Below are 21610 nucleotides of genomic sequence, written 5' to 3'. Positions count from 1 at the left end.
CTCAGCCGCGCGCCGCGGCGGGGGTGCCCGGCGCGGTCGGCAGGAGAAGGTTGGTCATGTCGCGGTTGCGACTGGAGGCTGGATCGGTGGCGCCGGGTGCGCCCGGCTGGCGCGGCTTGCCGACGTTGGGCGCGGTCTCGATCTCGTCGGTGTCCTTCATCAGCGCACCCTCCGGCTTGCTGCGCGGCATCGAGCCGCGCCCCGCGGGCATGCCTTCGCCCATCTGCATCGCATGCGGGTCGCCGCCGCCGGCGGCGCGGTCGCGCGCCATCGTCTCGCTCATGCACGGCGTGCCCGGCGCGACGCAGCGCTCGAAGATCCGGCGGAACAGATCGGGCTGCACCCGGGCGAAATGCATCGCAGGCACGCGCTCGCTCGGCCGTTCGAGCTTCAGATAGTTGGCGGTGCTCAGCGCCCCGCCGCGTCCGCGGACGCCGGCCACCCAGCGATCGAAGCCGGCCTGGTCGAGGCCGCGCAGCGCGAAGCGCATGTAGGAGAAGCCCGCGCCGCTATAGTTGGCGGACATGCCCTCGTACGTACCGGGCTTGTTGAGCACCGCGTGCAGCGTGCTGCGCATGCCGGGCATGGTGTAGACCATCCCCGCCATCGTCGGCGCGTAGAAGGTGTTCATCATGTTGCTCGACGTCATGTCGAAGCGAACCTGCCGGTCGACGGGCAGCGCGAGTTCGTTGACCGTAGCGATGCCGAGTTCGGGGTAAATGAACAGCCATTTCCAGTCGAGCGACACCACCTGAACGCGCAGCGGCTTGTCGTTGGGCACGGCGGCCTTGGTGGCGGAGAGGCGGTTAAGCGGGCGGAACGGATCGAGCAGGTGGGTGCTCGACCAAGTGAGCGCGCCCAATGCGATGATGATCAGCAGCGGCGCGGACCAGATGACGAGCTCGAGCGTCGTCGAATGGTCGAAATGCGGATCGTAGGTCGCGTCCTTGTTGCCCTGGCGATAGCGCCACGCGAAGACGACTGTCAGGATCAGCACCGGCACGATGATGAGCAGCATCAGCGCGGTCGAGATGTAGATGAGGTTACGTTGCTGCAGCGCGACGTCGCCCGCCGGATCGAGCACCGCGCCCGAGCACGCAGTGGCGAGCGCCAACAGCGGCAGCAGCAGGGGCAGGCGGATGCGGCGCAGAAGCGGGCGCTGTTCCCGGCGCATCAGGGGCGGATGGTCGCGCATGGGAGCCTCTTAGACGCTGATCCGTTGGCGCCCCATTGGACAATTTGTCCAATCCCTTCGCCGGTGTAGGATCGGCAAAGGGAAAGGGCGAAAGGTCCGTGTACGGGCCGACCGGAAACCGTTGCGGCGGGTGGTGCCGTAGGAGCTTGATTGCATGACCGCTTCGACACTGGCACCTGGCTCCCATGCGGCCGAACGCGACGCGCGGCTCGTCAACGCGCGCGAGAAGAAGATCGCTCCCGGCGAGATTGCGATCGGTGTGATCATCGGGCGAACGTCCGAATTCTTCGATTTCTTCGTCTACGCGCTTGCTTCGGTGCTGGTCTTCCCGAAGCTGGTATTCCCCTACGTCGACGCTCTGACGGGCACGCTCTACGCCTTCGCTGTCTTCGCGCTGGCGTTCATCGGGCGCCCGTTCGGGACGCTGCTGTTTATGTGGATCGACCGGGTGCACGGGCGCGGGACCAAGCTGGTGCTGGCGCTGTTCCTGCTCGGCGGATCGACCATGGCGATCGCGCTGCTGCCCAGTTACGCGCAGGTCGGCACGCTGTCGGCGATCCTCCTAGGGCTGTTCCGTTTCGGCCAGGGCATGGCGCTGGGCGGGGCATGGGACGGGCTGCCGTCGCTGTTGTCGCTCAATGCGCCGGAGGAGAAGCGCGGCTGGTATGCGATGATCCCGCAGCTCGGCGCGCCGCTGGGGCTGCTGCTCGCAGTGGCGTTGTTCGCTTACTTCCTGACGATCCTGTCGCCGCAGGATTTCCTCAGCTGGGGCTGGCGCTACCCGTTCTTCGTCGTGCTCGCGATCAACGTCGTCGCGCTGTTCGCGCGGCTGCGGCTCGTCGCCACGCCCGAATTCACCCGCCTGTTCGAGAGCCGCGAGCTGCAGCCGTCGCCGGCCTTCGCGACGCTGTTCCGCGAATGGCGCAAGATCCTGCTCGGCGCACTGGCGCCGCTCGCCAGCTTCGCGCTGTTCCACCTCGTCACCGTCTTTCCGCTGTCGTGGGTGACGCTGTTCGCGAAGGAAGATCCGGTCCGCTTCCTCGGGATCGAGGCGGCGGGCGCGGTGGTCGGCATCCTGTCGATCCTCGCCTCGGGGCTGATCGCCGATCGCGTCGGGCGGCGCGCGGTGCTCGGTGTGTCGGCGGTGATGATCGCGGTGTACAGCGGCTTCGCGCCGCGGCTGCTCGACTCGGGTGGGCTGGGCGAGGCGATCTACATGCTCGGCGGCTTCGTCCTGCTCGGCCTCGCCTTCGGCCAGTCGTCGGGCGTGGTGAACAGCGCCTTCCCGGCCGAGACGCGCTACACCGGCGCCGCGATCGTCGCCAATTCGGCGTGGCTGCTCGGTGCCGGCTTCGCGCCGCTCGTCGCGCTGTTCGTCGCCAGCCGCTTTGGCCTCTGGTCGGTCGGCGTCTATCTGCTGTCGGGCGCGGTGTGCACGCTGGGCGCGCTGGCGATCAACAAGGAATGGGCGCGCAAGGCGGCGTAGCGGTCGCGCTCACCCGTCCTGCGGCTCGGCGGCGCCACGCTCGACCGCCTGCCGCTCGCCGACGTGGCGCTGCCCGCGCGCTTCGGCGAGACGGACTTGGCGATGCCGCTCGGCGTAGCCCTGCCGCTGCGTTGCGTCGCGCGTATCGTGGCAGCGCGGGCAGCTGACCCCCTCCTCGAACAGTGACGAGGCGCGATCGGCCGGGCTTACGGGCATGCGGCAGGCGCGACACAGCGCGTGCGTGCCGGGCGCCAGATCGTGGCCGACCGCGACCCGCTCGTCGAAGACGAAACACTCGCCGTCCCAGCGGCTGTCGGCGGCCGGCACCGTTTCGAGATAGTTCAGGATACCGCCTTCGAGGTGGAACACATCCTCCACCCCCTCGCGCTTGAGGAAGGCGGTGGACTTCTCGCAGCGGATGCCGCCGGTGCAGAACATAGCCACCTTGGTAACGCCGTCCGCCAGCAGCGCGTCTCGATTGGCGCGGAACCAGACCGGAAAGTCGCGGAAGCTGCGCGTGCCGGGATTGATCGCGCCGGGGAAGGTGCCGATCGCCACCTCGTAATCGTTGCGCGTATCGATCACGATCGTGTCCGGCCGTGCGATCAGTGCATTCCACTCGGCCGGCGGGACATAGGTGCCGGCATGCCGCGCGGGATCGATGTCGGGCTCGCCCATCGACACGATTTCCTGCTTCAGCCGCACCTTGAGGCGGTGGAACGGCATCGCATCGGTAAAAGCGTCCTTCACCGGCATGTCGGCGCAGCCTGGCAGGGCACGCACCTTCTCCAGCACTGCGTCGATCCCCGCCGGCGGCCCTGCGATCGTTCCGTTCACTCCCTCACGCGCGAGCAGCAGCGTGCCGCGGACACCGGCTGCGCGACACGTCTCCTCCAGCGGCGCGCGCAGTGCCGCAGGATCGTCGAAGGCGGCGAATTGGTACAAAGCGGTGACGCGGATCGGGCCGGATACGGGCGGTGCGGGCATCGCGCCGATCTAGCGATTCCCCGCCGGGCGTCCAAGGCCGGTGCGCGAGGCGCGGGAACCAAGACCGGGGGGAGGGCGGTTGACCGGCGACGACAGCAAGGATGACGGACCATGGCAGAAGCTGTGTGGGGCGATGCGAACGTTCCCTCGATCGACTGGAAGATGAGCGCATCGCTCGAGGATGTGACGCGTGGCGGCGAGCACGTGCCCGAGGTGACCAACCTGGAGGCGGCGGTGCGCGCGTGGCAGCAGCTCGATGCGACGATGAAGCACGATGCCGTGCTCGCGCTCGAGCGTCCGGTCGCGCTCAACGGCGAGGTTGCGCTCGACCGCTTCGTCGGCGAGGCGATCGGCGATCTCGCGGCGCGCCTGCCGGATTGAAAGCCGCGCGACCGCCGCGTCGTGGGAACCGCAGCGTGTCATGCGGCTTCTAGCGGCGACACACGAAAAAAAGGATTGCATTGCATGGCTGCCAGCCAGATCGAGATCGACGACAGCACCATCCTCGACAATATCGATGCCGAGCAGGTCGAGTTCACTGCCGACGTCGACGGCGACGACTATGATTTCGTCGTGCAGTACGACCTGCTCGAGGCGTTGAGCGGCGACCGCCCCGATGGCGACGCGGTCGACATGTTCAACCGCTTCATCGACTCGGTATCCGAAGCTGCGCTGTCCGCGCTATCGCGCAATTCGGACGCCAACCCAATTATCGTCAGCGAGAATGATCTGGAGTAAGCACAAGCGACGGACCGCTGCCGCAGGCGAGGTTGCAACCGACGCAGGCGCAGCATAGATCGCCCCCGACCATTTGACGCAAACTAGGATCATTCGTGGCTGCATTCAAAAACCCGACCTTTCAAGACCGTGCCGACGCTGCTGCGAACGCCAGGCAAAAGGCCCTGGAGAAGCTGAAGACGAAGCCGCCGGTCGACAAGGCGGTGCTTGAGCAGCGGCGGCTGAAGCAGGAGGCGCGCGAGCAGGCCGAGGCCGAACAGCGCGCCGCCCGCGCAGAAGCGATCGCGGCGCAGAAGGCCGAGCGCGCCGAGAAGGCGGCCGCCAAGGCGGCGGCAAAGGCCGAGGCCGAGGCGGCAGCGGCGCTCAAGGCGAAGCGGTTGAAGCCGTCGACGCCCGAGGAAATGAAGGCAGCGCGCGATGCGCGCTACGCCGCCCGCAAGGCGCGCAAGTAGCCGCTATAGCCGACGGGTCCACAGTGGCTCGCACGGTCAATCGCTAAAAACTTCCTCCTTCGGCGGGAGCCTTGGCCCTGCCGATTACCAGACGGACCGCGGCGCGCTCAGCCGTAGCGCTGGCGCAGCAGGCCCCAGGCTGCGCGAAGCCCGAGCGCCTCGCCACCCTTCGGCCGCCCGGGCTTCGCCGCCGGTCGCCACGCGAAGGTGTCTACGTGCGCCCAGGCGATGTCGTCGGGCACGAAGCGCCGCAGGAACAGCGCCGCGGTCACCGCGCCGGCGAAGCCGCCGTCGGGGGCGTTGACGAGGTCGGCGATGTCCGACTTCAGCATGTCGTCGTATCCGTCCCACAACGGCAGACGCCACAGCGGATCGTGTGCCTCGACTCCGGCGGCGAGGAACTCCGCCGCCAGCGCATCGTCGTTCGCGAATAGCGGCGGCAGGTCGGGGCCGAGCGCGACACGTGCCGCCCCCGTTAGCGTCGCGAAATCGAGAATCAGCTCGGGCGTCCTTTCCGCCGCCTTGGTCAGCGCGTCGCCGAGGATGAGCCGCCCCTCCGCGTCGGTGTTGGTGTTTTCCACCGTCAGCCCCGCGCGCGTGTTCAGCACGTCGCCAGGGCGAAAGGCGTTGCCGGCGATCGCATTTTCGACCGCGGGGATCAGCAGGTGAAGCCGCAGCTTTAGCCCCGCCGCCATTACGAGCCCGGCGAGCGCGATCATGTGCGCCGCGCCGCCCATGTCCTTCTTCATCAGCCGCATCCCCGCCGACGGCTTGATGTCGAGCCCGCCCGAATCGAAGCACACGCCCTTGCCGACCAGCGCGACGCGCGGATGCGCCGCATCGCCCCATTCGAGCTCGACCAGCCGCGGCGCACGATCCTTCACCGCAGCCTGCCCCACCGCGTGGATCATCGGATAGCCTTCGGCGAGCGCGTCACCGCGCGTCACGGTGACGCGCGCGCCGTGCGTCCTGCCCAGCGCCTCGACGATCGCCTCAAGCTCCGCCGGCCCCAGATCCGACGCGCCGGTATCGACGAGGTCGCGCACCTGCGCGGTTGCGTTCGCCAGCCGGACGGTCTCGTCGATCCGCGCGGGCTCGCCCGTCAGCAGCACGCGCGGCCCCTGCGGCTCGCTCTTGCGGTAGCGCGTGAAGCGGTGCTGCGCGAGACACCAGCCGAGCATCGCCGCGCCCGGCTCGCCGTCCGCCAGCCGGTACGTGCCCGCCGGCAGCCCGTCGCCGAGCGAGGCGATCCGCCACGGCGACGACGCATCCTCGTTGCAGACCAGCAGAATCGCCCAGTCGTCCGCCGCGTCGCCGGGCAGGATCGCGCGATTGCCCGGCTTGCCGACGACCTTGTTCGCCGCAACGGCGGTACGCGTGCGTTCGGGTTGGCACGCGAGCCAGTCCGTGAAACGATCGGGATGGACGACGTGGATCGTGCGGGCGGGCTGGCCGCGATCCGCGGCGAGCAGGCTGGAAAAGTCCGTCATCGCTTCAGCAAAGCAGGACTTGTCCGCCCGCGCAACGCACGGTTCCCTTGTTCCGTCGCGCATCCTACATCGCAGCCCATGACGACACATTCGACTCGCATGCTGATCCTCGGCTCCGGCCCGGCGGGGCTTTCCGCCGCCATCTACGGCGCGCGCGCAGGGATGAAGCCGATCCTCGTCCAGGGCATACAGCCCGGCGGGCAGCTGATGACGACCACCGACGTCGAGAATTATCCCGGCTTCGCGGACGTCATCCAAGGCCCCTGGCTGATGGAGCAGATGCAGAAGCAGGCCGAGCATGTCGGCACGACGATGATGTGGGACACCGTCGTCGATGTCGACCTGACGCGCCGCCCGTTCCGCCTGACCGGCGACAGCGGTGACGTGTACGAGGGCGAGGTGCTGGTGATCGCGACGGGCGCACAGGCCAAGTGGCTCGGGCTTGCCAGCGAGGACGCGATGAAGGGCAAGGGCGTTTCCGCCTGCGCGACGTGTGACGGCTTCTTCTATCGCGGCAAGAAGGTAGCGGTGATCGGTGGCGGCAACACCGCGGTTGAGGAAGCGCTGTATCTCACCAACCATTCGGACGATGTGACGCTGATCCACCGCCGCGATAGCCTGCGTGCCGAGCGCATCCTGCAGGAACGGTTGTTCGCGCACCCCAACATCACCGTGCTGTGGAACAAGGAAGTGCGCGAGTTCGTCGACGGTGGCGGCAACGCCGGGCTCGTCGCGCTCGATCTGGAGGATACGCGGACCGGCGAGCACAGCCGGCTCGACGTTGATGGCGGGTTCGTCGCGATTGGCCACCATCCTGCGACCGAGCTGTTCCGCGGGCACCTCGCGCTCGACGAGGATCATTATATCAAGGTCGAGACCGGCTCGACGCGCACCAGCATCCCCGGCGTGTTCGCGTGCGGTGATGTGATGGACAAGACCTATCGCCAGGCGGTGACCGCGGCAGGAACCGGCTGCATGGCGGCGCTCGATGCCGAGCGCTTCCTTGCCGAGGCGGATTTCGAGAAGCTCGCCGAAGCAGCGGAATAAACGTCTTTTCGTCGTCGCGGGCTTGACCGGGCGCGTCACTTTTCCTCTTGAGATATCAGAACGAAGCGGCGTGACGGAGCAGAGCCGGCGCGCCGATCAGGGGGAGCGTGTTCGATGAAGTTCCGTATCGCGCTGGCGCTGGGCGCCGCGTTGCTGGCGATGCCGATCGCGGCGCAGGAGAAGCCAGACGGCAAGGCGGAGGGCAAGGCTGCCGCCAAGGCTGACGACGCTGCGATCCCGCCGCCGACCGTTTCGGTGACCCGGCATAGCGGCACCTTTGGCGGCACGCGGATCAACTATCGGGCGATCGCGGGCGACACGTACCTCAAGGACAAGGATGGCAAGCCGCTCGCGTCGATCACGTCGTACAGCTACATCAAGGAAGGGCCGGTCGATCCCAAGCGGCCGGTGACCTTCCTCTGGAACGGCGGCCCAGGCTCGGGCTCGCTGTGGCTGCACATGGGCGCGTTCGGCCCGCGCCGGGTGGTCATCCCGTCGGACGCGCGCGACGATGGCGCGCCGCCCTATCCGATCGTCGACAATCCCGATTCACTGCTCGACGTCACGGACATCGTGTTCATCGATCCCGTCGGCACCGGGTTCAGCCGCGCGCTGGGGACGAAGGATCCCAAGGACTATTGGGGCGTCACCAAGGACGCCAAATCGATGGCCGAGTTCATCCGGCTGTGGCTCAACGCCAACGGGCGGTGGAACGCGCCCAAGTTCATCGGCGGCGAGAGTTACGGCACCACGCGCTCGGCGGCGGTGATCAACGAGCTGGAAGGCGCAGGCTTCACCGACGTTTCGATCAACGGCATCCTGCTAATCTCGTCGATCCTCGATTTCAGCGCGGCGGCGGATTCGCCCGGCAACGAGCTCGGCTACGTCACCAACCTGCCGTCGATGGCGGCGACTGCCTGGTACCACAACAAGGTGGCAAACCGCCCCGCAACCGTCGAGGAGTTCGTCGCGGAGGCGAAGGCGTTCGCGATCGGGCCCTATGCGACCGCGCTGCTCAAGGGCAACGCGCTGACCGCGGCCGAGCGCCAGCAGGTACTGCCGCAGCTGTCCCGCTTTACCGGCGTATCGCAGGAGTATCTCGCGCGCGCCGATCTGCGCCTGTCGCCCGGCCGCTTCTACAAGGAGCTGCTGCGCGACCGCGGGCAGACGATCGGCCGGCTCGATACGCGCTATCTCGGCAAGGATTACGACGATGCGGGCGAGGAGCCCGACAACGATCCCAGCTTCTACGCGATCGATGGCGCCTATACTGCGGCGATGAACCAGCATTCGCGCGAGTTCCTCAACTATTCGCCCGACCTGACCTACTCCTCGATCGGTGGCGTGCGCGACTGGGACTGGAAGATCGGCGGGCCGCGCGGCGGCGAGGGCTATCTCAACGTTGCGCCCTATATCGGCCGCGCGCTGCGCGAGAACAGCGGGCTGCGCGTATTCGTCGGTCAGGGATACTATGATTTCGCGACGCCATTCTTCGGTGCGGAATATTCGCTGAACCGCACGGGTATTCCGAACGACGGGCGGATCAGCTGGCATTGGTATCACGCCGGGCACATGATGTACGTGCGCGACGAGGATCTGCGCAAGCTGTCGAGCGATATCCGCAGCTTCATCCGCGCACGCTGAGCTTAGCGCTGGATAGCGGCCCGGATCGCCGCTTCGAGCGCCGCCGCGTCGCCGGCGCGTGCGAAGCTGTGCGATCCGGTGTCGATCGTCACCGTGTGCGGCGCGATCCCGGCGCGGCGCGCGGCATCGGCGTAAGCGATCGCGGTCGCATCGTGCCGGGCGAGCACGATCGTGGCATCCGCCCCCCAGCCGGCGATCGTGGCCAGCGTGCGATCGGCCAGCGCCGGCGTTCGCTTTGGCACGGCGAGGCGGGCGAGCCCGCGGGTCAGCTTGCTTAGCGAGACGCCGCGGCGCGCGATGCGCCACCAGGCCGCCGGATCGCGTAGCCGCGCGGCATAGTGCGCGCGGATTGCTGCGGCGGGGGGCAGATCGTCCGCGGGGGGCACGGTGAACGGATTGGCGAGCACGACCGCCGCGAGCCCGGCGTCGCGCCCCCACCAGGCGAGCGTCGTCGCTGCGTCACAATTGCCGAAGCCGACGATGCGCGTGACGGTGGGTTGCGCAGCGCGAAATGCGGCGACCGCAGCGAGGAGATCATCGCGCGCGGCGGTGTAGCCGCGGTTCAGACCAGCCGAATCCCCAACGCCGCGGCGATCGTACCGGAACACCGGCACGCCATCCGCTGACAGCCGCGCCGCGAGCAGCGCCATGCCGCGATGCGCGCCGGCACGAATCTCGTTCCCGCCCGATACGATCAGCAGCCCGGTCGCGGCTGCGCCCGCGTCGAGCGACCCGACCAGCGTATCCCCTTCGCAGTCGAAGGCGATGATCCGCCGCGCCGTCACGCGCCGATCCACGTTGCGACGTCGTCGGCGATGGCGGCCTGCAGCCCGGCATCGCCGCCCGGCTCGCTCGCGCGCCACAGCGGCGGGCCAGCGAGCTTACGGTCAGCGGCGTGCGGATCGCTGTCCAGCCGGACGACGCGGAGTCGGCCGGTGATCGACGGCTCCTGTCCAGCGAGGCCGTTGAGTAACGCAGGCGACAGGTGGTTGCCGCCGAAATCCTCCCCGCCGCCCGCCTGACGCAGTCGCGTTAGCTCGCGCCGCACGGCGTCGCCCGATTGCGGCGCGAGATACCAGCGGCCGGCCGCATCGGCGTCCGCGTCGACCAACGCGCCGCCGCGGCACGCGACGACATAGATGTCGCCTGAGACCTGCGCGCAGGCGGCGGCGAAGGCGGTCCGCCACATCGCCAGCGTTGCCGCGCTCGTCGGCAGCTCACTCTCGCCGGTGCCGGGAAGGTCGGGCAGCGCGGCGGCGATCCCGCGCGCGGCCAGTCGGCGCGCGACGTCGACGAACGCCGCCCGTGTGCGGTTGGCTTCTTCGAACAGCGGCAGCGCGATGACGACGGTTCTGTCTGTGTCGTCGCCGAAGCGCAGCATCGCCTCGCTCCCGCTCGCCCATCCGTACCGCGTAATCCGTAACCGGTCCGCGGCTCGCGTCATCGGCTTACAACAGCGCCTTGGTCGCGGCGAAGGTGGTGAGCGCACCGAACGTCTCGAGCATCTCGCCATCGACTTCGTCGTCGTCGATCACGATGCCGAGGCGATCCTCGATCTCGGTCAGCACGCCGGCCACGGCCATCGAATCGAGTTCGGGCAGCGCGCCGAACAGCGGCGTGGTATCGTCGAAGGCGGCGACCTGCGCGTCCGATAGCCCGAGAACGTCCTTGAGCACGGCGCGAACCGTCGCGTCGACTTCGGTCTTGCTATCCGGAATCACTGGCGCCCCCCGCGAATTTTGTTGCGGCGCGATAGGCCGGGGGGATGAATTCCGCAACGCCCCGGCGCTATGACGCGCGCGATGGTCCCGCTCGATCCCGTTCCCCAGCCGATTGACCACGTCCTCGCCGGCCGCCCGGATGCACCGGCACTGCACGATCGCGCGGGGACGATGACCTATACTGAGGTAGAAGCGAGGGTCGCGCAGCTCGCGGGCTGGCTGGCGGGGCAGGGGTTCGCGGCAGGCGACCGTGTCGCCACCTGGCTGCCCAAGACGCGCGAGGCGTGTCTGATGCCGCTCGCCGCGCCGCGCGCGGGCCTCGTTCACGTGCCGATCAATCCGCTGCTCAAGCGCGCGCAGGTCGGGCATATCCTGGCCGACAGTGGCGCGCGCCTGCTGCTGACGCAGGAGGCGCGCGCGGCGACGCTCGAGGCGGGTGACCGCGGCGATGCGGCGATCGTCACCGCGGCCGGGGAGGGGGACGCGCTGCCGCCGTCATCCGCCGATCCGCAGGCGCTGGCGGCGATCCTCTACACTTCGGGATCGACTGGCCGGTCGAAGGGCGTGATGCTGAGCCACGCGAACCTTTGGCTCGGCGCGAACAGCGTCGCGCATTACCTCGCGCTCGAGCCGCACGACGTCGTCCTTGGCGTCCTGCCGCTCAGCTTCGATTACGGGCAGAACCAGCTGTTCTCGACGTGGGCGGCGGGCGCGTGCGTCGCGCCGCTCGATTATTTAACCGCGCGCGACGTCATCAAGGCGGTCGAGCGCACCTGCGCGACGACGCTTGCCGGCGTGCCGCCCTTGTGGGTGCAATTGCTTGAAGCGGAGTGGCCAGAGATAGCGCGGCACGCGCTGCGGCGGCTGACCAATTCGGGTGGCGCGCTGACGGTGCGGATGGTGCGCGCGCTGCGCGAACGCTTCCCAGCGGCGGATCTCTATCCGATGTACGGCCTGACCGAGGCGTTCCGGTCAACTTATCTGCCGCCCGCGCTCGTCGACGCGCATCCCGAGTCGATCGGCTGCGCGATCCCGCACGCAGAGATCATGCTCGTACGGCTCGATGGAAGGCCGGCCGACGCCGGTGAGCCGGGCGAGCTGGTCCACGCCGGGCCGCTCGTTGCGCAGGGCTATTGGCGCGACCCTGCGCGCACGGCGGCACGGTTTCGCCCAGCGCCTGCCTTCTCGCGCTTCGGCGGCACCGCCGTATGGTCGGGCGACACGGCAGTTGCCGACGAAGCCGGGCTGCTGCGCTTCGTCGGGCGCGACGACGAGATGATCAAGTCCGCCGGCAACCGCATCAGCCCAGGCGAGATCGAGGAGGCGGTGGTCGCCGGTGGTGAGGCAGCCGAAGCGGTGGCTGTCGGCGTGCCCGACGCGCGGCTGGGGCAGGCGATCGTCGTCGTCGCCCGCGGCGACGCGGCTGCCGAGCCCGCGCTGCGCGACCGGCTGAAGCGCGATCTGCCCAACTTCATGCAGCCCGCGCGGATCGCGTGGCGCGACGATCTGCCGCGCAACGCCAACGGCAAACTGGACCGCGCCGGCATCGCCGCCGCGATACGAGCCGAGGAGATGTCATGAGCAAGCCGTTCGGGCCGGTGCCACCGCCGTTCGCGGCGCAGACGGGCATGTTGACGATCGGCGGCCAAACCGCCGACACGTGGGTCGCGGCGCACGGATCGCCGCTGTTCGTCTATGATCCCGCGATCGTCGCGCAGAAGATCGCCGCGTTTCGCGCGGCCTTCCCCGGCATTGACCTGCATTACGCGATCAAGGCCAATCCCTTCGCGCCGCTGCTCGCCGCGATCGCGCCGCTCGTCGATGGGCTCGACGTGGCGTCCGCCGGCGAGCTCGCGAAGGCGCAGGCCGTGAAACCGGCGGCGACGATCAGCTTCGCCGGCCCGGGCAAGCGCGACGCCGAGCTCGAAGCCGCGATCATCGCCGGCGCGACGCTCAACGTCGAATCGGAGGGGGAAGCGCGCCGCGCGCTCGCGATCGGAACGCGTGTCGGACGAACGCCGCAGCTCGCGATCCGCGTCAATCCCGATATCGAGCTCAAGGGTTCGGGGATGAAGATGGGCGGCCGCCCATCCCCCTTCGGCGTCGATTCGGAACGCGCGGCGGGGCTGGTCCGCGCGATCGTCGGGGCGGGCGCCGAGTGGCGCGGCTTCCACATCTTCGCCGGCAGCCAGGCGCTCGACACCGAGGCGCTAGTCGAAACGCAGGCCGCAACGCTCGCGCTCGCCGAGCGATTGTCCGACGAAGCCGGGCACGTGCCGCCGCTCGTCAATCTCGGCGGCGGATTCGGCATTCCCTATTTCCCCGGTGACGTGCCGGTCGCGATCGATCGGATCGGCGCCGCGCTGGCAGAGCGGATAGCCGCGTCTCCGCTGACGGCGTCCGGCGCAGGCTACGCGATCGAGCTCGGCCGCTGGCTGGTCGGCGAGTGCGGCGTGTATCTGACGCGGATCGTCGACCGTAAGGAGAGCCGTGGGGAGACGTTCCTCGTCGTCGACGGCGGCATGCATCATCAGCTCGCCGCCAGCGGCAATTTCGGCACGGTGGTGCGGCGCAACTATCCGGTCGCGATCGCGCACCGGCTGAGCGAGCCGGCGAGCGATGCCGTCTCGGTGGTCGGCTGCCTGTGCACCCCGCTCGACCGACTTGCCGACCGGGTAGCGCTGCCGCCGGCGGATGTCGGGGACATCATCGCGATCTTCCTCGCCGGCGCCTATGGTGCGACCGCCAGCCCGGCGGCGTTCCTCGGCCATCCCGCGCCGGCCGAGGTCCTCGCTACGGCGTCCTAAACGCTATCTTCACCTCTTCCCCGCATAGCCGATCCTAAGCGCAACCGGTTCGGGCCAGTTTCCCCGACGCCGGTCCCCAACGCGCCGACGGAGGTTTTTGCGATGCGTTTCCCGCGTGGTTCGAAGGCTTTGCTGGCAGCAACGCTGGCGTCGACCGCTCTTTCCGGCTGCATGAACGGCCGTAGCGCCGGCGCCGAGCTGCCGCCCGCGGCGTTCGTCGCGAGCAAGGAGCAGCCGGGCGAGGAATATGTCATCGGCCCGCTCGATTCGCTGCAGATCTTCGTCTGGCGCAATCCCGAACTGTCGTCGAAGGTGCAGGTGCGCCCCGATGGCCGCATCACCACGCCGCTGGTCAACGACATGCCGGCGGTCGGCAAGACCCCGGCGATGCTGGCAGACGACATGAAGCTTGCGCTGCGCGAGTATATCAAGGACCCGATCGTCAGCGTCATCGTCGACAGCTTCTCGGGCACGTACAGCCAGCAGGTGCGCATCGTCGGCGCAACCGAGAAGCCCGCCTCGCTGCCGTACCGCGCGAACATGACGCTGCTCGACGCGATGATCGCGGTCGGCGGGCTCAACGAATATGCCGCTGGCAACCGCGCGCGCCTCGTCCGCTACGACCGCGCGACGGGCAAGCAGCGCGAATACAATCTCAACATCAACCGCCTGCTCAAAAACGGCGATTCGAGCGCGAACGTCCGGCTGGAGCCGGGCGACGTGATCATCATCCCCGAGAGCATGTTCTGAGGCCGCCGGCGTGAACGGGCTCTTCGGAGAAATCAGGCTCGCGCTGCACGCGATCTGGACCAGGCGCTGGCTGGCACTGGCCGTCGCCTGGGCGATCTGCGTGCTCGGCTGGCTGGTCGTCAGTCAGATGCCGAGCAAGTACGAGAGCCGCGCGCGCGTGTTCGTGCAAATGCGCTCGATCCTTCCGCCGGGCACCGACGGCAGCCAGATCGGCGAGCAGCAGCGCGACGTCGATACCGTGCGCCAGACGCTGACGTCGGCGGTGAACCTGGAAAAGGTGGTGCGCGGCACCGACCTCGCGAAATCGGTGTCGACCGATCGCGACGTCGCCGATCGAGTCGCCGGCCTGCAGAATTCGATCAAGATCACCGCGCAGCAGGACAATCTGTTCGAGATCGTCACCACCGCGGCAACGCCCAAGCTCGCCACCAGCATCACGCAGAAGCTGATCGACATCTTCGTTGAGACCAACCTCTCCGATGATCGCACGCAGAGCACGCAGACGCTGCAGTTCCTCGACGGGCAGTTGAAGGAGCTCGGCGGCAAGCTGCAGGACGCCGAGGCGAAGCGCGCCGATTTCCAGAACCGCTACCTCGGCTCGCTGCCGGGCACCGGATCGGTCAGCGACCGGATCGGCGCCGCCCGCGCGCAGATGAGCCAGGTCGACGGCGATCTCGCCGCGGCGAGCTCGAGTCTCGCGGCACTGCAGGGGCAGCTCGCCGGTACGCCGCAGACGATCGCTGGGGCGGGGATCGCGCCCGGTGTCGGCCCGGCGCGCGCACGCGTCGCGGCGATCCAGGGCCAGCTCGCCGACGCGCGCGGCCGCGGCTACACCGAAAATCACCCCGACGTCGTGGCGCTGAAGGTGCAACTCGCGCAGGCGCAGGGTGCCGCGCGCGGCGAGCCGCTCGGCGCGGGCGGCGGCGGCACGCCCAACCCGGCGTATCTCTCGCTCCAGTCGATGCTTGCCGATCGGCAGGCGGCAGTTGCCGCGCTGCGCATGCGCAAGCAGCAGCTGCAGGGCGATTTCGATACGCTCAACGCGAAGCTAAACGAGGATCCTGAAGTCGCCGCGCAGCAGGGCGAGATCGAACGCAACTTCACCGTACTCAAGGATCAGTACGATCGCCTGCTCGCGCAGCGTGAACAGACGAGCCTGCGCAGCCAGGCGCAGACGCAGACCGACGCGGTGCGCTTCAGCGTCATCGATCCGCCGACGCAGCCGCGCACGCCGACCGCACCGAACCGTCCGCTACTGCTCACCGGCGTGCTGATCGTCGGGCTGCTCGGCGGGCTCGGCGCGGCGTTCGCGATGGGGCAGCTGCAAGCGACCTTCCCGACCGCGCAGCGGCTGGAAAAGGCGTCGGGCATGCCGGTGATCGGCTCGATCGGCGAGATGCTGACGCGTCATCAGGCCGAACAGCGGCGCAAGCGGCTGACGTGGTTCGCCGGCGGTCTGGGCGCGCTCGGCGTCGGTTACGTGGCGCTGCTCGGCGTCGAAATGCTCCAGCGGGGTCTAGCGGCATGACGCACGCCACCAAGCGCCACGACGAATCGCTCATCGAGCGCGCCGCCAAGGTCTACGATTTCGGTGCGCACCTGCGCCGCCGCGACGTAGCGCCCGCGCCGGCGGACGCGCCCGACATGCCGTGGCAAGATCATCACACCGTGACGTCGGCCCAGCAGACTGTCGCGGCGCCCGCCGCGCGGGACAGCGAGGCGGTTGCCAAGGCGCCGGTGATCGACGCCCCGGCGGACGATCACGCGCTCGACCTGACGCTCGATCTCATCCACGCCGCGCCGCCGCCGCCGCTGGGCGCCGAGCGGCTTTCGCCCGAAGCCGCTGCCACGCTCGCAGCAATCCCGCCCGAGCTGCGCGCCGGCGCAGAGCCGGAGACCGAGGGCGAGATCCTGCCACTCGGCATCGCGCACATCGATCGCACGATGCTGGCGGAAAAGGGCATGCTCGTCCCCGGCGCGCCGATCGGCGCGCTTGCCGAGGAATTCCGGCTGGTGAAGCGCCAGTTGCTACTCAACGCCCGGGCGATCGCCGCTGGGCCGCTGGGTGACCGAGCGCGCACGATCTTGGTCGGTTCGGGCAAGCCGGGCGACGGCAAGACGTTCTGCGCGATCAACCTCGCGATCAGCCTCGCCGCGGAGCGCGACGTCGAAGTCGTCCTGGTCGACGGCGATTTCGCCAAGCCCGACGTCATGGCCTCGCTCGGCCTGTCGGATTCGACCGGCTTCCTCGACATCCTCGGCGATCCGACGATCGATCCCGAGGAGTGCATCGTACGCACCGACGTGCCGCAGCTGTCGCTGCTGCCCGCCGGCAAGCGCACGCACGCCGATACCGAGTTGCTCGCCAGCGCGCGCACCGGCGACATCATCGATCGCCTGCTCGCCGCCAATCCCGATCGGCTGATCGTGTTCGACACGCCGCCCGCGCTCGCCGCCTCGCCGGCCTCGGTGCTGGCGCTGCTCGTCGGGCAAGTGATGCTGGTGGTGCGCGCCGATCGCACGACGGAGGCCGACGTGCGCGAAGCGGTGAACCTGCTCGACGGGTGCGAGCGGATCAGCCTGGTGCTCAATTCTGTGTCCTACGAGCCCGGCGGTGGCCGGTTCGGCAGCTATTACGGTCAGGAGAAGTGACGTGGTGAGGCCATGGGGCAATGCGCTCGGCTGCGGCATCGGGCTGGCGATGATCCTCGCCGCCAATGCCGCCGATGCGCGCGACCGGTATGTCGCGCCCTATATCGAACTGACGCAGGTGATCGACGCCGATCTGACCAACGACGATGTCGTGACCTACTCGCAGATCGCGGTGGGGATCGACGCGGCCGTCACCGGTCGGCGTGCCGAAGCGCAGGTCAGCTACCGTTACGAGCGGCGGATCGACTGGGACGACCGGATCGCCGACAGCGACGTGCACACCGGGCTCGCCCGCGGATCGGTCAGCCTCGCGCCGGGTGTTGCGATCGAGGGCGGCGCGATCGCGACGCGCGCGCGCTCCGACATCCGCGGCGCAGCGCCAGGCAATCTCGTCGGCAACGTCGACAACGTGACGCAGGTCTATTCGGTCTATGCCGGCCCGAGCGTGTCGGGCAGCGCCGGTCCCGTCCAGCTCGCCGCCTCCGCGTTCGGCGGCTATACCAAGGCCGAGGCGCCGTTCTCGACCGGCATCGGCGCGGGGCAGCGCCGGCTCGACTATTACGACGATTCGACCAACTTCATCGCGCAGGCTTCCGCCGGTGTTGCGGCGGGCACGGTGCTGCCGGTCGGCGTCACCGTCAGCGGCGCCTATGAACGCGAGGATGCCGGCCAGCTCGACCAGCAGTATGAGGGCTATTACGCGCGCGGCGACGTGACGCTGCCCGTCAGCCGCACCGTCGCGGTGCGCGGCGGCGTCGGATACGAGAAGATCGAGGCCAGCCAGAAGGACGCGCTGGTCGACGCCAACGGTGATCCGGTGCTCGACGGCAACGGCCGCTTCGTCACCGATCCCGCCTCGCCGCAGCGCATCGCCTACAATACCGACGGGCTGATCTACGACGCGGGCGTCATCTGGCGTCCGTCGCCGCGGCTCGAGCTGACCGCGAACGCCGGCTGGCGCTACGGCGGCGAGACCTATTTCGGCACGCTGAACTGGGCGATGGACCGCGATACGGGCGTCCAGGTCGCGGTGTACGACGGGATCGAGACGTTCGGACGCCAGCTGCGCGACGGCGTGCGCGATCTGCCCACCTCGTTCCAGGGCAGCGCCAACCCGTTCGGGCAGCAGTTCAACGGCTGCATCTTCGGCGGTCGTCCCGGCGCGAACGGGACGAGCGCGGGCGGCGCAGGTGCCGGCGGCTGTCTCAACGACGTATTCCAGTCGATCTCGACCGCGAGCTATCGCGCGCGCGGGATCGACGGCGTCATTTCCACCACGCGCGGGCGGACGAGCTACGGCGTCGGCGCGGGCTATGCCAATCGCCGCCTCAACGTGCCGCGGCTCGCGCCCGGCACGGTGGCCTATGGCGTCACCGACGAGAGCTATTACGCGCAGCTGTTCTGGTCGCGCGCGTTGAGCCGCGTGTCGCAGGTCGATGCCAATCTCTTCGGCAACTATTATCAGAGCGGGCTCGACGACGCCGATGGCGTCTTCAATCTAGGCGCGACGGGCACGTACAGCCACCAGTTCGGCCGTCTCGGTACCGTCGCCTCGCTCGGTGTCTACACCTTCGACCAGGAGGGCTTCGACAGCCAGTGGTCGGCACAGGCGCTGCTCGGCGCGCGGTACACCTTCTAAAGGAAACTCGGCATGTACGAGGAACATTTCGGGCTGACCGATCGGCCCTTCCAGCTGACGCCGGACCCGCGCTACTGGTTCGATTCGGCAACGCACCGCAAGGCGATGGCCTATCTCGGCTATGGCCTCGCGCAAGGGGAGGGGTTCATCGTCATCACCGGCGATATCGGCGCGGGCAAGACGACGCTGGTCGGCCATGTGACGGCGCAAATCGATCCCGCCAACCTGGTGGTGATCAACATCGTCTCGACCGCGATCGAGGCGGACGATCTGCTGCGTACCGTGGCGACCGGGCTCAACGTCGATCCCGCCGGCAAGAGCAAGGCCGAACTGCTGACGGTGATCGAGCGCGGGCTGCACGGCATCGCGCGCACCGGGCGGCGCACGCTGCTGATCGTCGACGAGGCGCAGGCGTTGCCGGTGTCGGCGCTCGAAGAGCTGCGGATGCTGTCGAACTTCCAGGCCGGCGGGCGCGCGCTGCTGCAGATCTTCCTGCTCGGCCAGCCCGAGTTCCGCGAGCGACTCAACGGTTCCGACCGGCTCGAGCAGTTGCGCCAGCGCGTGATCGCGATCCATCATCTCGATCCGATGAACCCGGATGAGATCGCGGAATATGTCGGCCACCGGCTGCGCATCGCCGGGTGGCAGGGCACGCCCGATTTCGCCGACAACGTCTTTCCGGTGCTCTATCGCGCCAGCGGCGGCGTGCCGCGCCGGCTCAATCAGCTGATGAACCGCGTGATGCTTCACGCCGCGATCACCGATGCGACGCTGATCGACGCTGCGCTCGTCAACACGGTACGCGCCGATGCCGCGCGCGACCTCCCCAACGTGGTACGGCCCGCGCCGGTGATGAAAGCGGTGCCCAATGCCGAGCCGGTCGCGCAGGACGAGATGCGTGCGGAAGCCGCCGAGCCCGCCCAGCTTGAACCGGCCCAGCTTGATCCCGCCGTGCTCGATCGCATTGCCTCGCTCGAAAAGCGGATCGAGGAGCAGGACGTCGCGCTGCGCCGCGTGCTGACGCTGCTCGTCGACTGGGTCGAGAGCGAGGCGCCGGCACCGCGTGGCGGGCTGGAAGCGGTGCGCGGCGCCGCGGCGTGACATGAACGCGCCCTTCAAGGTGCCGGAGGTCGACGCGGCGATCGTCAACGGCATGTCGGTCGACGTCGAGGAATGGTTCCAGGTCGGCGCGTTCGAGCGCACGATCGACAAGGCCGATTGGGAACGGCTCGAGAGCCGCGTCGTGGCCAACACCGGCCGCGTGATCGACCTGTTCGCCGAGACGGGGACGCGCGCCACCTTCTTCACGCTGGGCTGGGTCGCGGCGCGTCACCCCGCGCTGATCCGCCGCATCGTCGAGGCCGGGCACGAGATCGCCAGCCACGGCTGGGACCACCAGCGCGTCTTCACGATGGATGTGGCCACCTTCCGCGCCGATCTCGCGCGCGCGCGCACCGCGCTCGAGGATGCGGGCGGCGTCGCCGTTACCGGCTATCGCGCGCCGAGCTTCTCTATCGATATGCGAACGCCTTGGGCACATCGCGTCCTTGCCGATGCCGGCTACGACTACTCGTCCAGCGTCGCCCCGGTCGCGCACGACCATTACGGCTGGCGCGAGAGCCCGCGCTTCGCCTGGCGTCCGCTCGCTGACAGTCACCTCATCGAGCTTCCCGTGTCGACTGCGGCGCTGGCTGGTCGCCGGCTAGCAGTCGGCGGCGGGTTCTTCCGCCTGCTGCCCGCCGCGCTGACCGACCTCGCCGTCCGCCAGGCGAATGCCGCCGGCCATGGCGGGATGTTCTATTTCCACCCGTGGGAGGTTGATCCTGGTCAGCCGCGCGTCGCCGCCGCACCGCTGCGCTCGAAGCTGCGCCACTACAGCCGGCTGGGCGCGATGGCGGGCAAGTTGCGCGGCCTCGTCCGCCGCCACAGCTGGGGGCGCGTCGATGCCGTCGCGGCGCGGGAGCGGCGCTGGTGAACGCGCATAGCCGGATCGCGGCGGATCTCGTCGTGCGCGAGGCGATCGACGAGGACGCCGCGATCGACGCCTTCGTCCGCGCGCGGCCCGATGCGACACCGTTCCATCTCACCGCCTGGACGCGCGCCGTCGAGCACGGCTGCGGCCAGCGCGCGCGCTTTTTCGTGGCGGAGCGGGGAGGGCGGATCGTCGGCTATCTGCCGCTCACCGAAATGCGATCCGCACTGTTCGGCAAGGGGCTGGTGTCGTCCGCGTTTGCGGTCGGCGGCGGTATTCTCGGTGAAGGTGTCGAGCCGCTCGCCACCGCGGCGCGCGCGCTCGGCTACCCCTCGATCGAGCTGCGCGGCGGGCCCGCCCCGCACGGCTGGACGATCGATCGTGACACAAGCCTCGGCTTCGCCCGCCCGCTCGCGTCCAGCGACGAGGCCGAACTGCTCGCCATCCCGCGCAAGCAACGTGCCGAGGTGCGCAAGGCGCTGGCGAACGATCTCGACGTCGTGATCGGGGGCGCCGAGCTCGCCGCCGAGCATTTCCGTATCTACGCCGAATCGACGCGCAACCTTGGCTCGCCGGTGTTTCCGCCCAGGCTGCTGCGCCGTGCGCTCGACACGATGGATGCCGACATCCTCACCGTGCGGCATCGCGGCTCCGCCGTAGCGAGCGTGTTGAGCCTCTATCTCAACGGCACCGTCTATCCCTATTGGGGTGGGGGAACCGAGGCGGCGCGGGCCTTGCGCGCCAACGACCGGATGTACTTCGCGCTGATGGCGCACGCCCGCTCGCGCGGCTGCACGCGGTTCGATTTCGGCCGCTCAAAGGTTGGCAGCGGGCCGGCGGCTTTCAAGAAGAATTGGGGGTTCGAGGGTGTCCCGCTAGCCTATGCCAAATGGTCGAGCGGCCCGATGCGCGAGGTCGACCCGCGCAATCCGAAGTATGCACTGATGGTGCGCGCGTGGAAGAAGCTGCCGCTGCCGATCGCGATGCTTGCGGGGCCGTGGATCAGCCGCGGGCTCGGCTGAGGCAGGCA

General features: G+C 68.9%; 21 protein-coding genes. 15 read left to right on the top strand and 6 right to left on the bottom strand.

Going from position 1 to position 21610, the window contains the following annotated elements; translation table 11 throughout:
- Nucleotide 1 precedes the first annotated feature (1 nt).
- Nucleotides 2–1195, bottom strand: coding sequence for a ubiquinol oxidase subunit II (gene cyoA / locus B7L05_RS01620; RefSeq protein ID WP_085808477.1), 1194 nt, complete (start codon nucleotides 1193–1195; stop codon nucleotides 2–4).
- A 154-nt stretch (nucleotides 1196–1349) separates the two neighbouring features.
- On the opposite strand from cyoA, the gene B7L05_RS01615 reads away from it, so the two are divergent.
- Nucleotides 1350–2681, top strand: a complete 1332-nt coding sequence (locus B7L05_RS01615; protein ID WP_085808476.1) for an MFS transporter — start codon at nucleotides 1350–1352, stop codon at nucleotides 2679–2681.
- Between the two features lie 9 nt (nucleotides 2682–2690).
- Here B7L05_RS01615 and B7L05_RS01610 read toward each other — a convergent pair whose 3' ends face one another.
- Nucleotides 2691–3668 (bottom strand): rhodanese-related sulfurtransferase, encoded by a 978-nt coding sequence (locus B7L05_RS01610; RefSeq protein ID WP_085808475.1) that lies wholly within the window; start codon nucleotides 3666–3668, stop codon nucleotides 2691–2693.
- Between the two features lie 111 nt (nucleotides 3669–3779).
- Between B7L05_RS01610 and B7L05_RS01605 the strand changes: the two genes are divergently transcribed.
- The 3 genes from B7L05_RS01605 to B7L05_RS01595 all read left to right on the top strand — a co-directional run bounded on the left by B7L05_RS01605 (nucleotide 3780) and on the right by B7L05_RS01595 (nucleotide 4858).
- Entirely contained in the window at nucleotides 3780–4049 is a 270-nt protein-coding gene (locus B7L05_RS01605) for a hypothetical protein (RefSeq protein ID WP_085808474.1), read from the top strand.
- 84 nt (nucleotides 4050–4133) lie between these two features.
- A complete protein-coding gene (locus B7L05_RS01600) occupies nucleotides 4134–4406 on the top strand; it encodes a DUF1488 family protein (protein ID WP_085808473.1) in 273 nt (90 codons plus the stop codon).
- A 95-nt stretch (nucleotides 4407–4501) separates the two neighbouring features.
- Nucleotides 4502–4858, top strand: a complete 357-nt coding sequence (locus tag B7L05_RS01595) for a DUF6481 family protein (RefSeq protein ID WP_085808472.1) — start codon at nucleotides 4502–4504, stop codon at nucleotides 4856–4858.
- Nucleotides 4859–4965: 107 nt separating this feature from the next.
- On the opposite strand, the gene B7L05_RS01590 is transcribed toward B7L05_RS01595, so the two are convergent.
- Nucleotides 4966–6348, bottom strand: coding sequence for a M17 family metallopeptidase (locus B7L05_RS01590; RefSeq protein WP_085808471.1), 1383 nt, complete (start codon nucleotides 6346–6348; stop codon nucleotides 4966–4968).
- Nucleotides 6349–6426: 78 nt separating this feature from the next.
- Here B7L05_RS01590 and trxB point away from each other — a divergent pair, with 78 nt between their 5' ends.
- Both trxB and B7L05_RS01580 read left to right on the top strand, forming a co-directional pair.
- Nucleotides 6427–7395, top strand: a complete 969-nt coding sequence (gene trxB / locus B7L05_RS01585) for a thioredoxin-disulfide reductase (RefSeq protein ID WP_085808470.1) — start codon at nucleotides 6427–6429, stop codon at nucleotides 7393–7395.
- 114 nt (nucleotides 7396–7509) lie between these two features.
- Nucleotides 7510–9039 carry a S10 family peptidase gene (locus tag B7L05_RS01580; RefSeq protein WP_085808469.1) on the top strand — a complete coding sequence of 510 codons (1530 nt, stop codon included), beginning with the start codon at nucleotides 7510–7512 and terminating at the stop codon, nucleotides 9037–9039.
- Nucleotides 9040–9041: 2 nt separating this feature from the next.
- Here B7L05_RS01580 and B7L05_RS01575 read toward each other — a convergent pair whose 3' ends face one another.
- From B7L05_RS01575 to B7L05_RS01565, 3 genes are all read right to left on the bottom strand, one after another.
- Nucleotides 9042–9824 carry a hydrolase 1, exosortase A system-associated gene (locus B7L05_RS01575; RefSeq protein ID WP_085808511.1) on the bottom strand — a complete coding sequence of 261 codons (783 nt, stop codon included), beginning with the start codon at nucleotides 9822–9824 and terminating at the stop codon, nucleotides 9042–9044.
- Nucleotides 9821–10420 carry a hypothetical protein gene (locus B7L05_RS01570; RefSeq protein WP_085808468.1) on the bottom strand — a complete coding sequence of 200 codons (600 nt, stop codon included), beginning with the start codon at nucleotides 10418–10420 and terminating at the stop codon, nucleotides 9821–9823. Before B7L05_RS01570 ends, B7L05_RS01575 begins: the two co-directional genes overlap by 4 nt.
- Before the next feature lie 67 nt (nucleotides 10421–10487).
- Entirely contained in the window at nucleotides 10488–10760 is a 273-nt protein-coding gene (locus tag B7L05_RS01565; RefSeq protein WP_085808467.1) for an acyl carrier protein, read from the bottom strand.
- 81 nt (nucleotides 10761–10841) lie between these two features.
- On the opposite strand from B7L05_RS01565, the gene B7L05_RS01560 reads away from it, so the two are divergent.
- From B7L05_RS01560 to B7L05_RS01520, 9 genes are all read left to right on the top strand, one after another.
- Nucleotides 10842–12341 (top strand): AMP-binding protein, encoded by a 1500-nt coding sequence (locus tag B7L05_RS01560; protein ID WP_085808510.1) that lies wholly within the window; start codon nucleotides 10842–10844, stop codon nucleotides 12339–12341.
- The gene (locus B7L05_RS01555) at nucleotides 12338–13567 is read left to right on the top strand and encodes a pyridoxal-dependent decarboxylase, exosortase A system-associated (RefSeq protein WP_085808466.1); all 1230 of its coding nucleotides are present in this window, start codon (nucleotides 12338–12340) and stop codon (nucleotides 13565–13567) included. The genes B7L05_RS01560 and B7L05_RS01555 overlap by 4 nt, the downstream gene beginning before the upstream one ends.
- 102 nt (nucleotides 13568–13669) lie before the next feature.
- Nucleotides 13670–14317, top strand: a complete 648-nt coding sequence (locus B7L05_RS01550; RefSeq protein WP_085808465.1) for an XrtA/PEP-CTERM system exopolysaccharide export protein — start codon at nucleotides 13670–13672, stop codon at nucleotides 14315–14317.
- A gap of 10 nt (nucleotides 14318–14327) precedes the next feature.
- Nucleotides 14328–15845, top strand: coding sequence for an XrtA system polysaccharide chain length determinant (locus B7L05_RS01545; protein ID WP_085808464.1), 1518 nt, complete (start codon nucleotides 14328–14330; stop codon nucleotides 15843–15845).
- Entirely contained in the window at nucleotides 15842–16969 is a 1128-nt protein-coding gene (locus B7L05_RS01540) for an AAA family ATPase (protein ID WP_256926562.1), read from the top strand. The genes B7L05_RS01545 and B7L05_RS01540 overlap by 4 nt, the downstream gene beginning before the upstream one ends.
- A 1-nt stretch (nucleotide 16970) precedes the next feature.
- A complete protein-coding gene (locus B7L05_RS01535) occupies nucleotides 16971–18608 on the top strand; it encodes a hypothetical protein (RefSeq protein ID WP_256926561.1) in 1638 nt (545 codons plus the stop codon).
- Nucleotides 18609–18620: 12 nt separating this feature from the next.
- Nucleotides 18621–19709 (top strand): ExeA family protein, encoded by a 1089-nt coding sequence (locus B7L05_RS01530; protein WP_085808463.1) that lies wholly within the window; start codon nucleotides 18621–18623, stop codon nucleotides 19707–19709.
- 1 nt (nucleotide 19710) lies between these two features.
- Entirely contained in the window at nucleotides 19711–20583 is an 873-nt protein-coding gene (locus B7L05_RS01525; protein WP_256926560.1) for an XrtA system polysaccharide deacetylase, read from the top strand.
- Nucleotides 20580–21602 carry a FemAB family XrtA/PEP-CTERM system-associated protein gene (locus B7L05_RS01520; RefSeq protein WP_085808462.1) on the top strand — a complete coding sequence of 341 codons (1023 nt, stop codon included), beginning with the start codon at nucleotides 20580–20582 and terminating at the stop codon, nucleotides 21600–21602. Before B7L05_RS01525 ends, B7L05_RS01520 begins: the two co-directional genes overlap by 4 nt.
- Nucleotides 21603–21610 lie beyond the last annotated feature (8 nt).

It is taken from the genome of Sphingomonas sp. TZW2008, from assembly GCF_002117915.1.
Classification (GTDB): Bacteria; Pseudomonadota; Alphaproteobacteria; order Sphingomonadales; family Sphingomonadaceae; genus Sphingomonas.
This window is presented reverse-complemented; position numbering and strand designations above follow the sequence as displayed.

Excerpts from the sequence above, each read along its gene's own strand:
- B7L05_RS01590 (WP_085808471.1), bottom strand. The coding sequence starts at position 6,348 with ATGACGGACTTTTCCAGCCTGCTCGCCGCGGATCGCGGCCAGCCCGCC.
- B7L05_RS01580 (WP_085808469.1), top strand. The coding sequence starts at position 7,510 with ATGAAGTTCCGTATCGCGCTGGCGCTGGGCGCCGCGTTGCTGGCGATG.
- cyoA (WP_085808477.1), bottom strand. The coding sequence starts at position 1,195 with ATGCGCGACCATCCGCCCCTGATGCGCCGGGAACAGCGCCCGCTTCTG.
- B7L05_RS01525 (WP_256926560.1), top strand. The coding sequence starts at position 19,711 with ATGAACGCGCCCTTCAAGGTGCCGGAGGTCGACGCGGCGATCGTCAAC.
- B7L05_RS01555 (WP_085808466.1), top strand. The coding sequence starts at position 12,338 with ATGAGCAAGCCGTTCGGGCCGGTGCCACCGCCGTTCGCGGCGCAGACG.
- B7L05_RS01550 (WP_085808465.1), top strand. The coding sequence starts at position 13,670 with ATGCGTTTCCCGCGTGGTTCGAAGGCTTTGCTGGCAGCAACGCTGGCG.
- B7L05_RS01610 (WP_085808475.1), bottom strand. The coding sequence starts at position 3,668 with ATGCCCGCACCGCCCGTATCCGGCCCGATCCGCGTCACCGCTTTGTAC.
- B7L05_RS01570 (WP_085808468.1), bottom strand. The coding sequence starts at position 10,420 with ATGCTGCGCTTCGGCGACGACACAGACAGAACCGTCGTCATCGCGCTG.
- B7L05_RS01615 (WP_085808476.1), top strand. The coding sequence starts at position 1,350 with ATGACCGCTTCGACACTGGCACCTGGCTCCCATGCGGCCGAACGCGAC.
- B7L05_RS01605 (WP_085808474.1), top strand. The coding sequence starts at position 3,780 with ATGGCAGAAGCTGTGTGGGGCGATGCGAACGTTCCCTCGATCGACTGG.
- B7L05_RS01530 (WP_085808463.1), top strand. The coding sequence starts at position 18,621 with ATGTACGAGGAACATTTCGGGCTGACCGATCGGCCCTTCCAGCTGACG.
- B7L05_RS01540 (WP_256926562.1), top strand. The coding sequence starts at position 15,842 with ATGACGCACGCCACCAAGCGCCACGACGAATCGCTCATCGAGCGCGCC.
- B7L05_RS01600 (WP_085808473.1), top strand. The coding sequence starts at position 4,134 with ATGGCTGCCAGCCAGATCGAGATCGACGACAGCACCATCCTCGACAAT.
- trxB (WP_085808470.1), top strand. The coding sequence starts at position 6,427 with ATGACGACACATTCGACTCGCATGCTGATCCTCGGCTCCGGCCCGGCG.
- B7L05_RS01560 (WP_085808510.1), top strand. The coding sequence starts at position 10,842 with ATGGTCCCGCTCGATCCCGTTCCCCAGCCGATTGACCACGTCCTCGCC.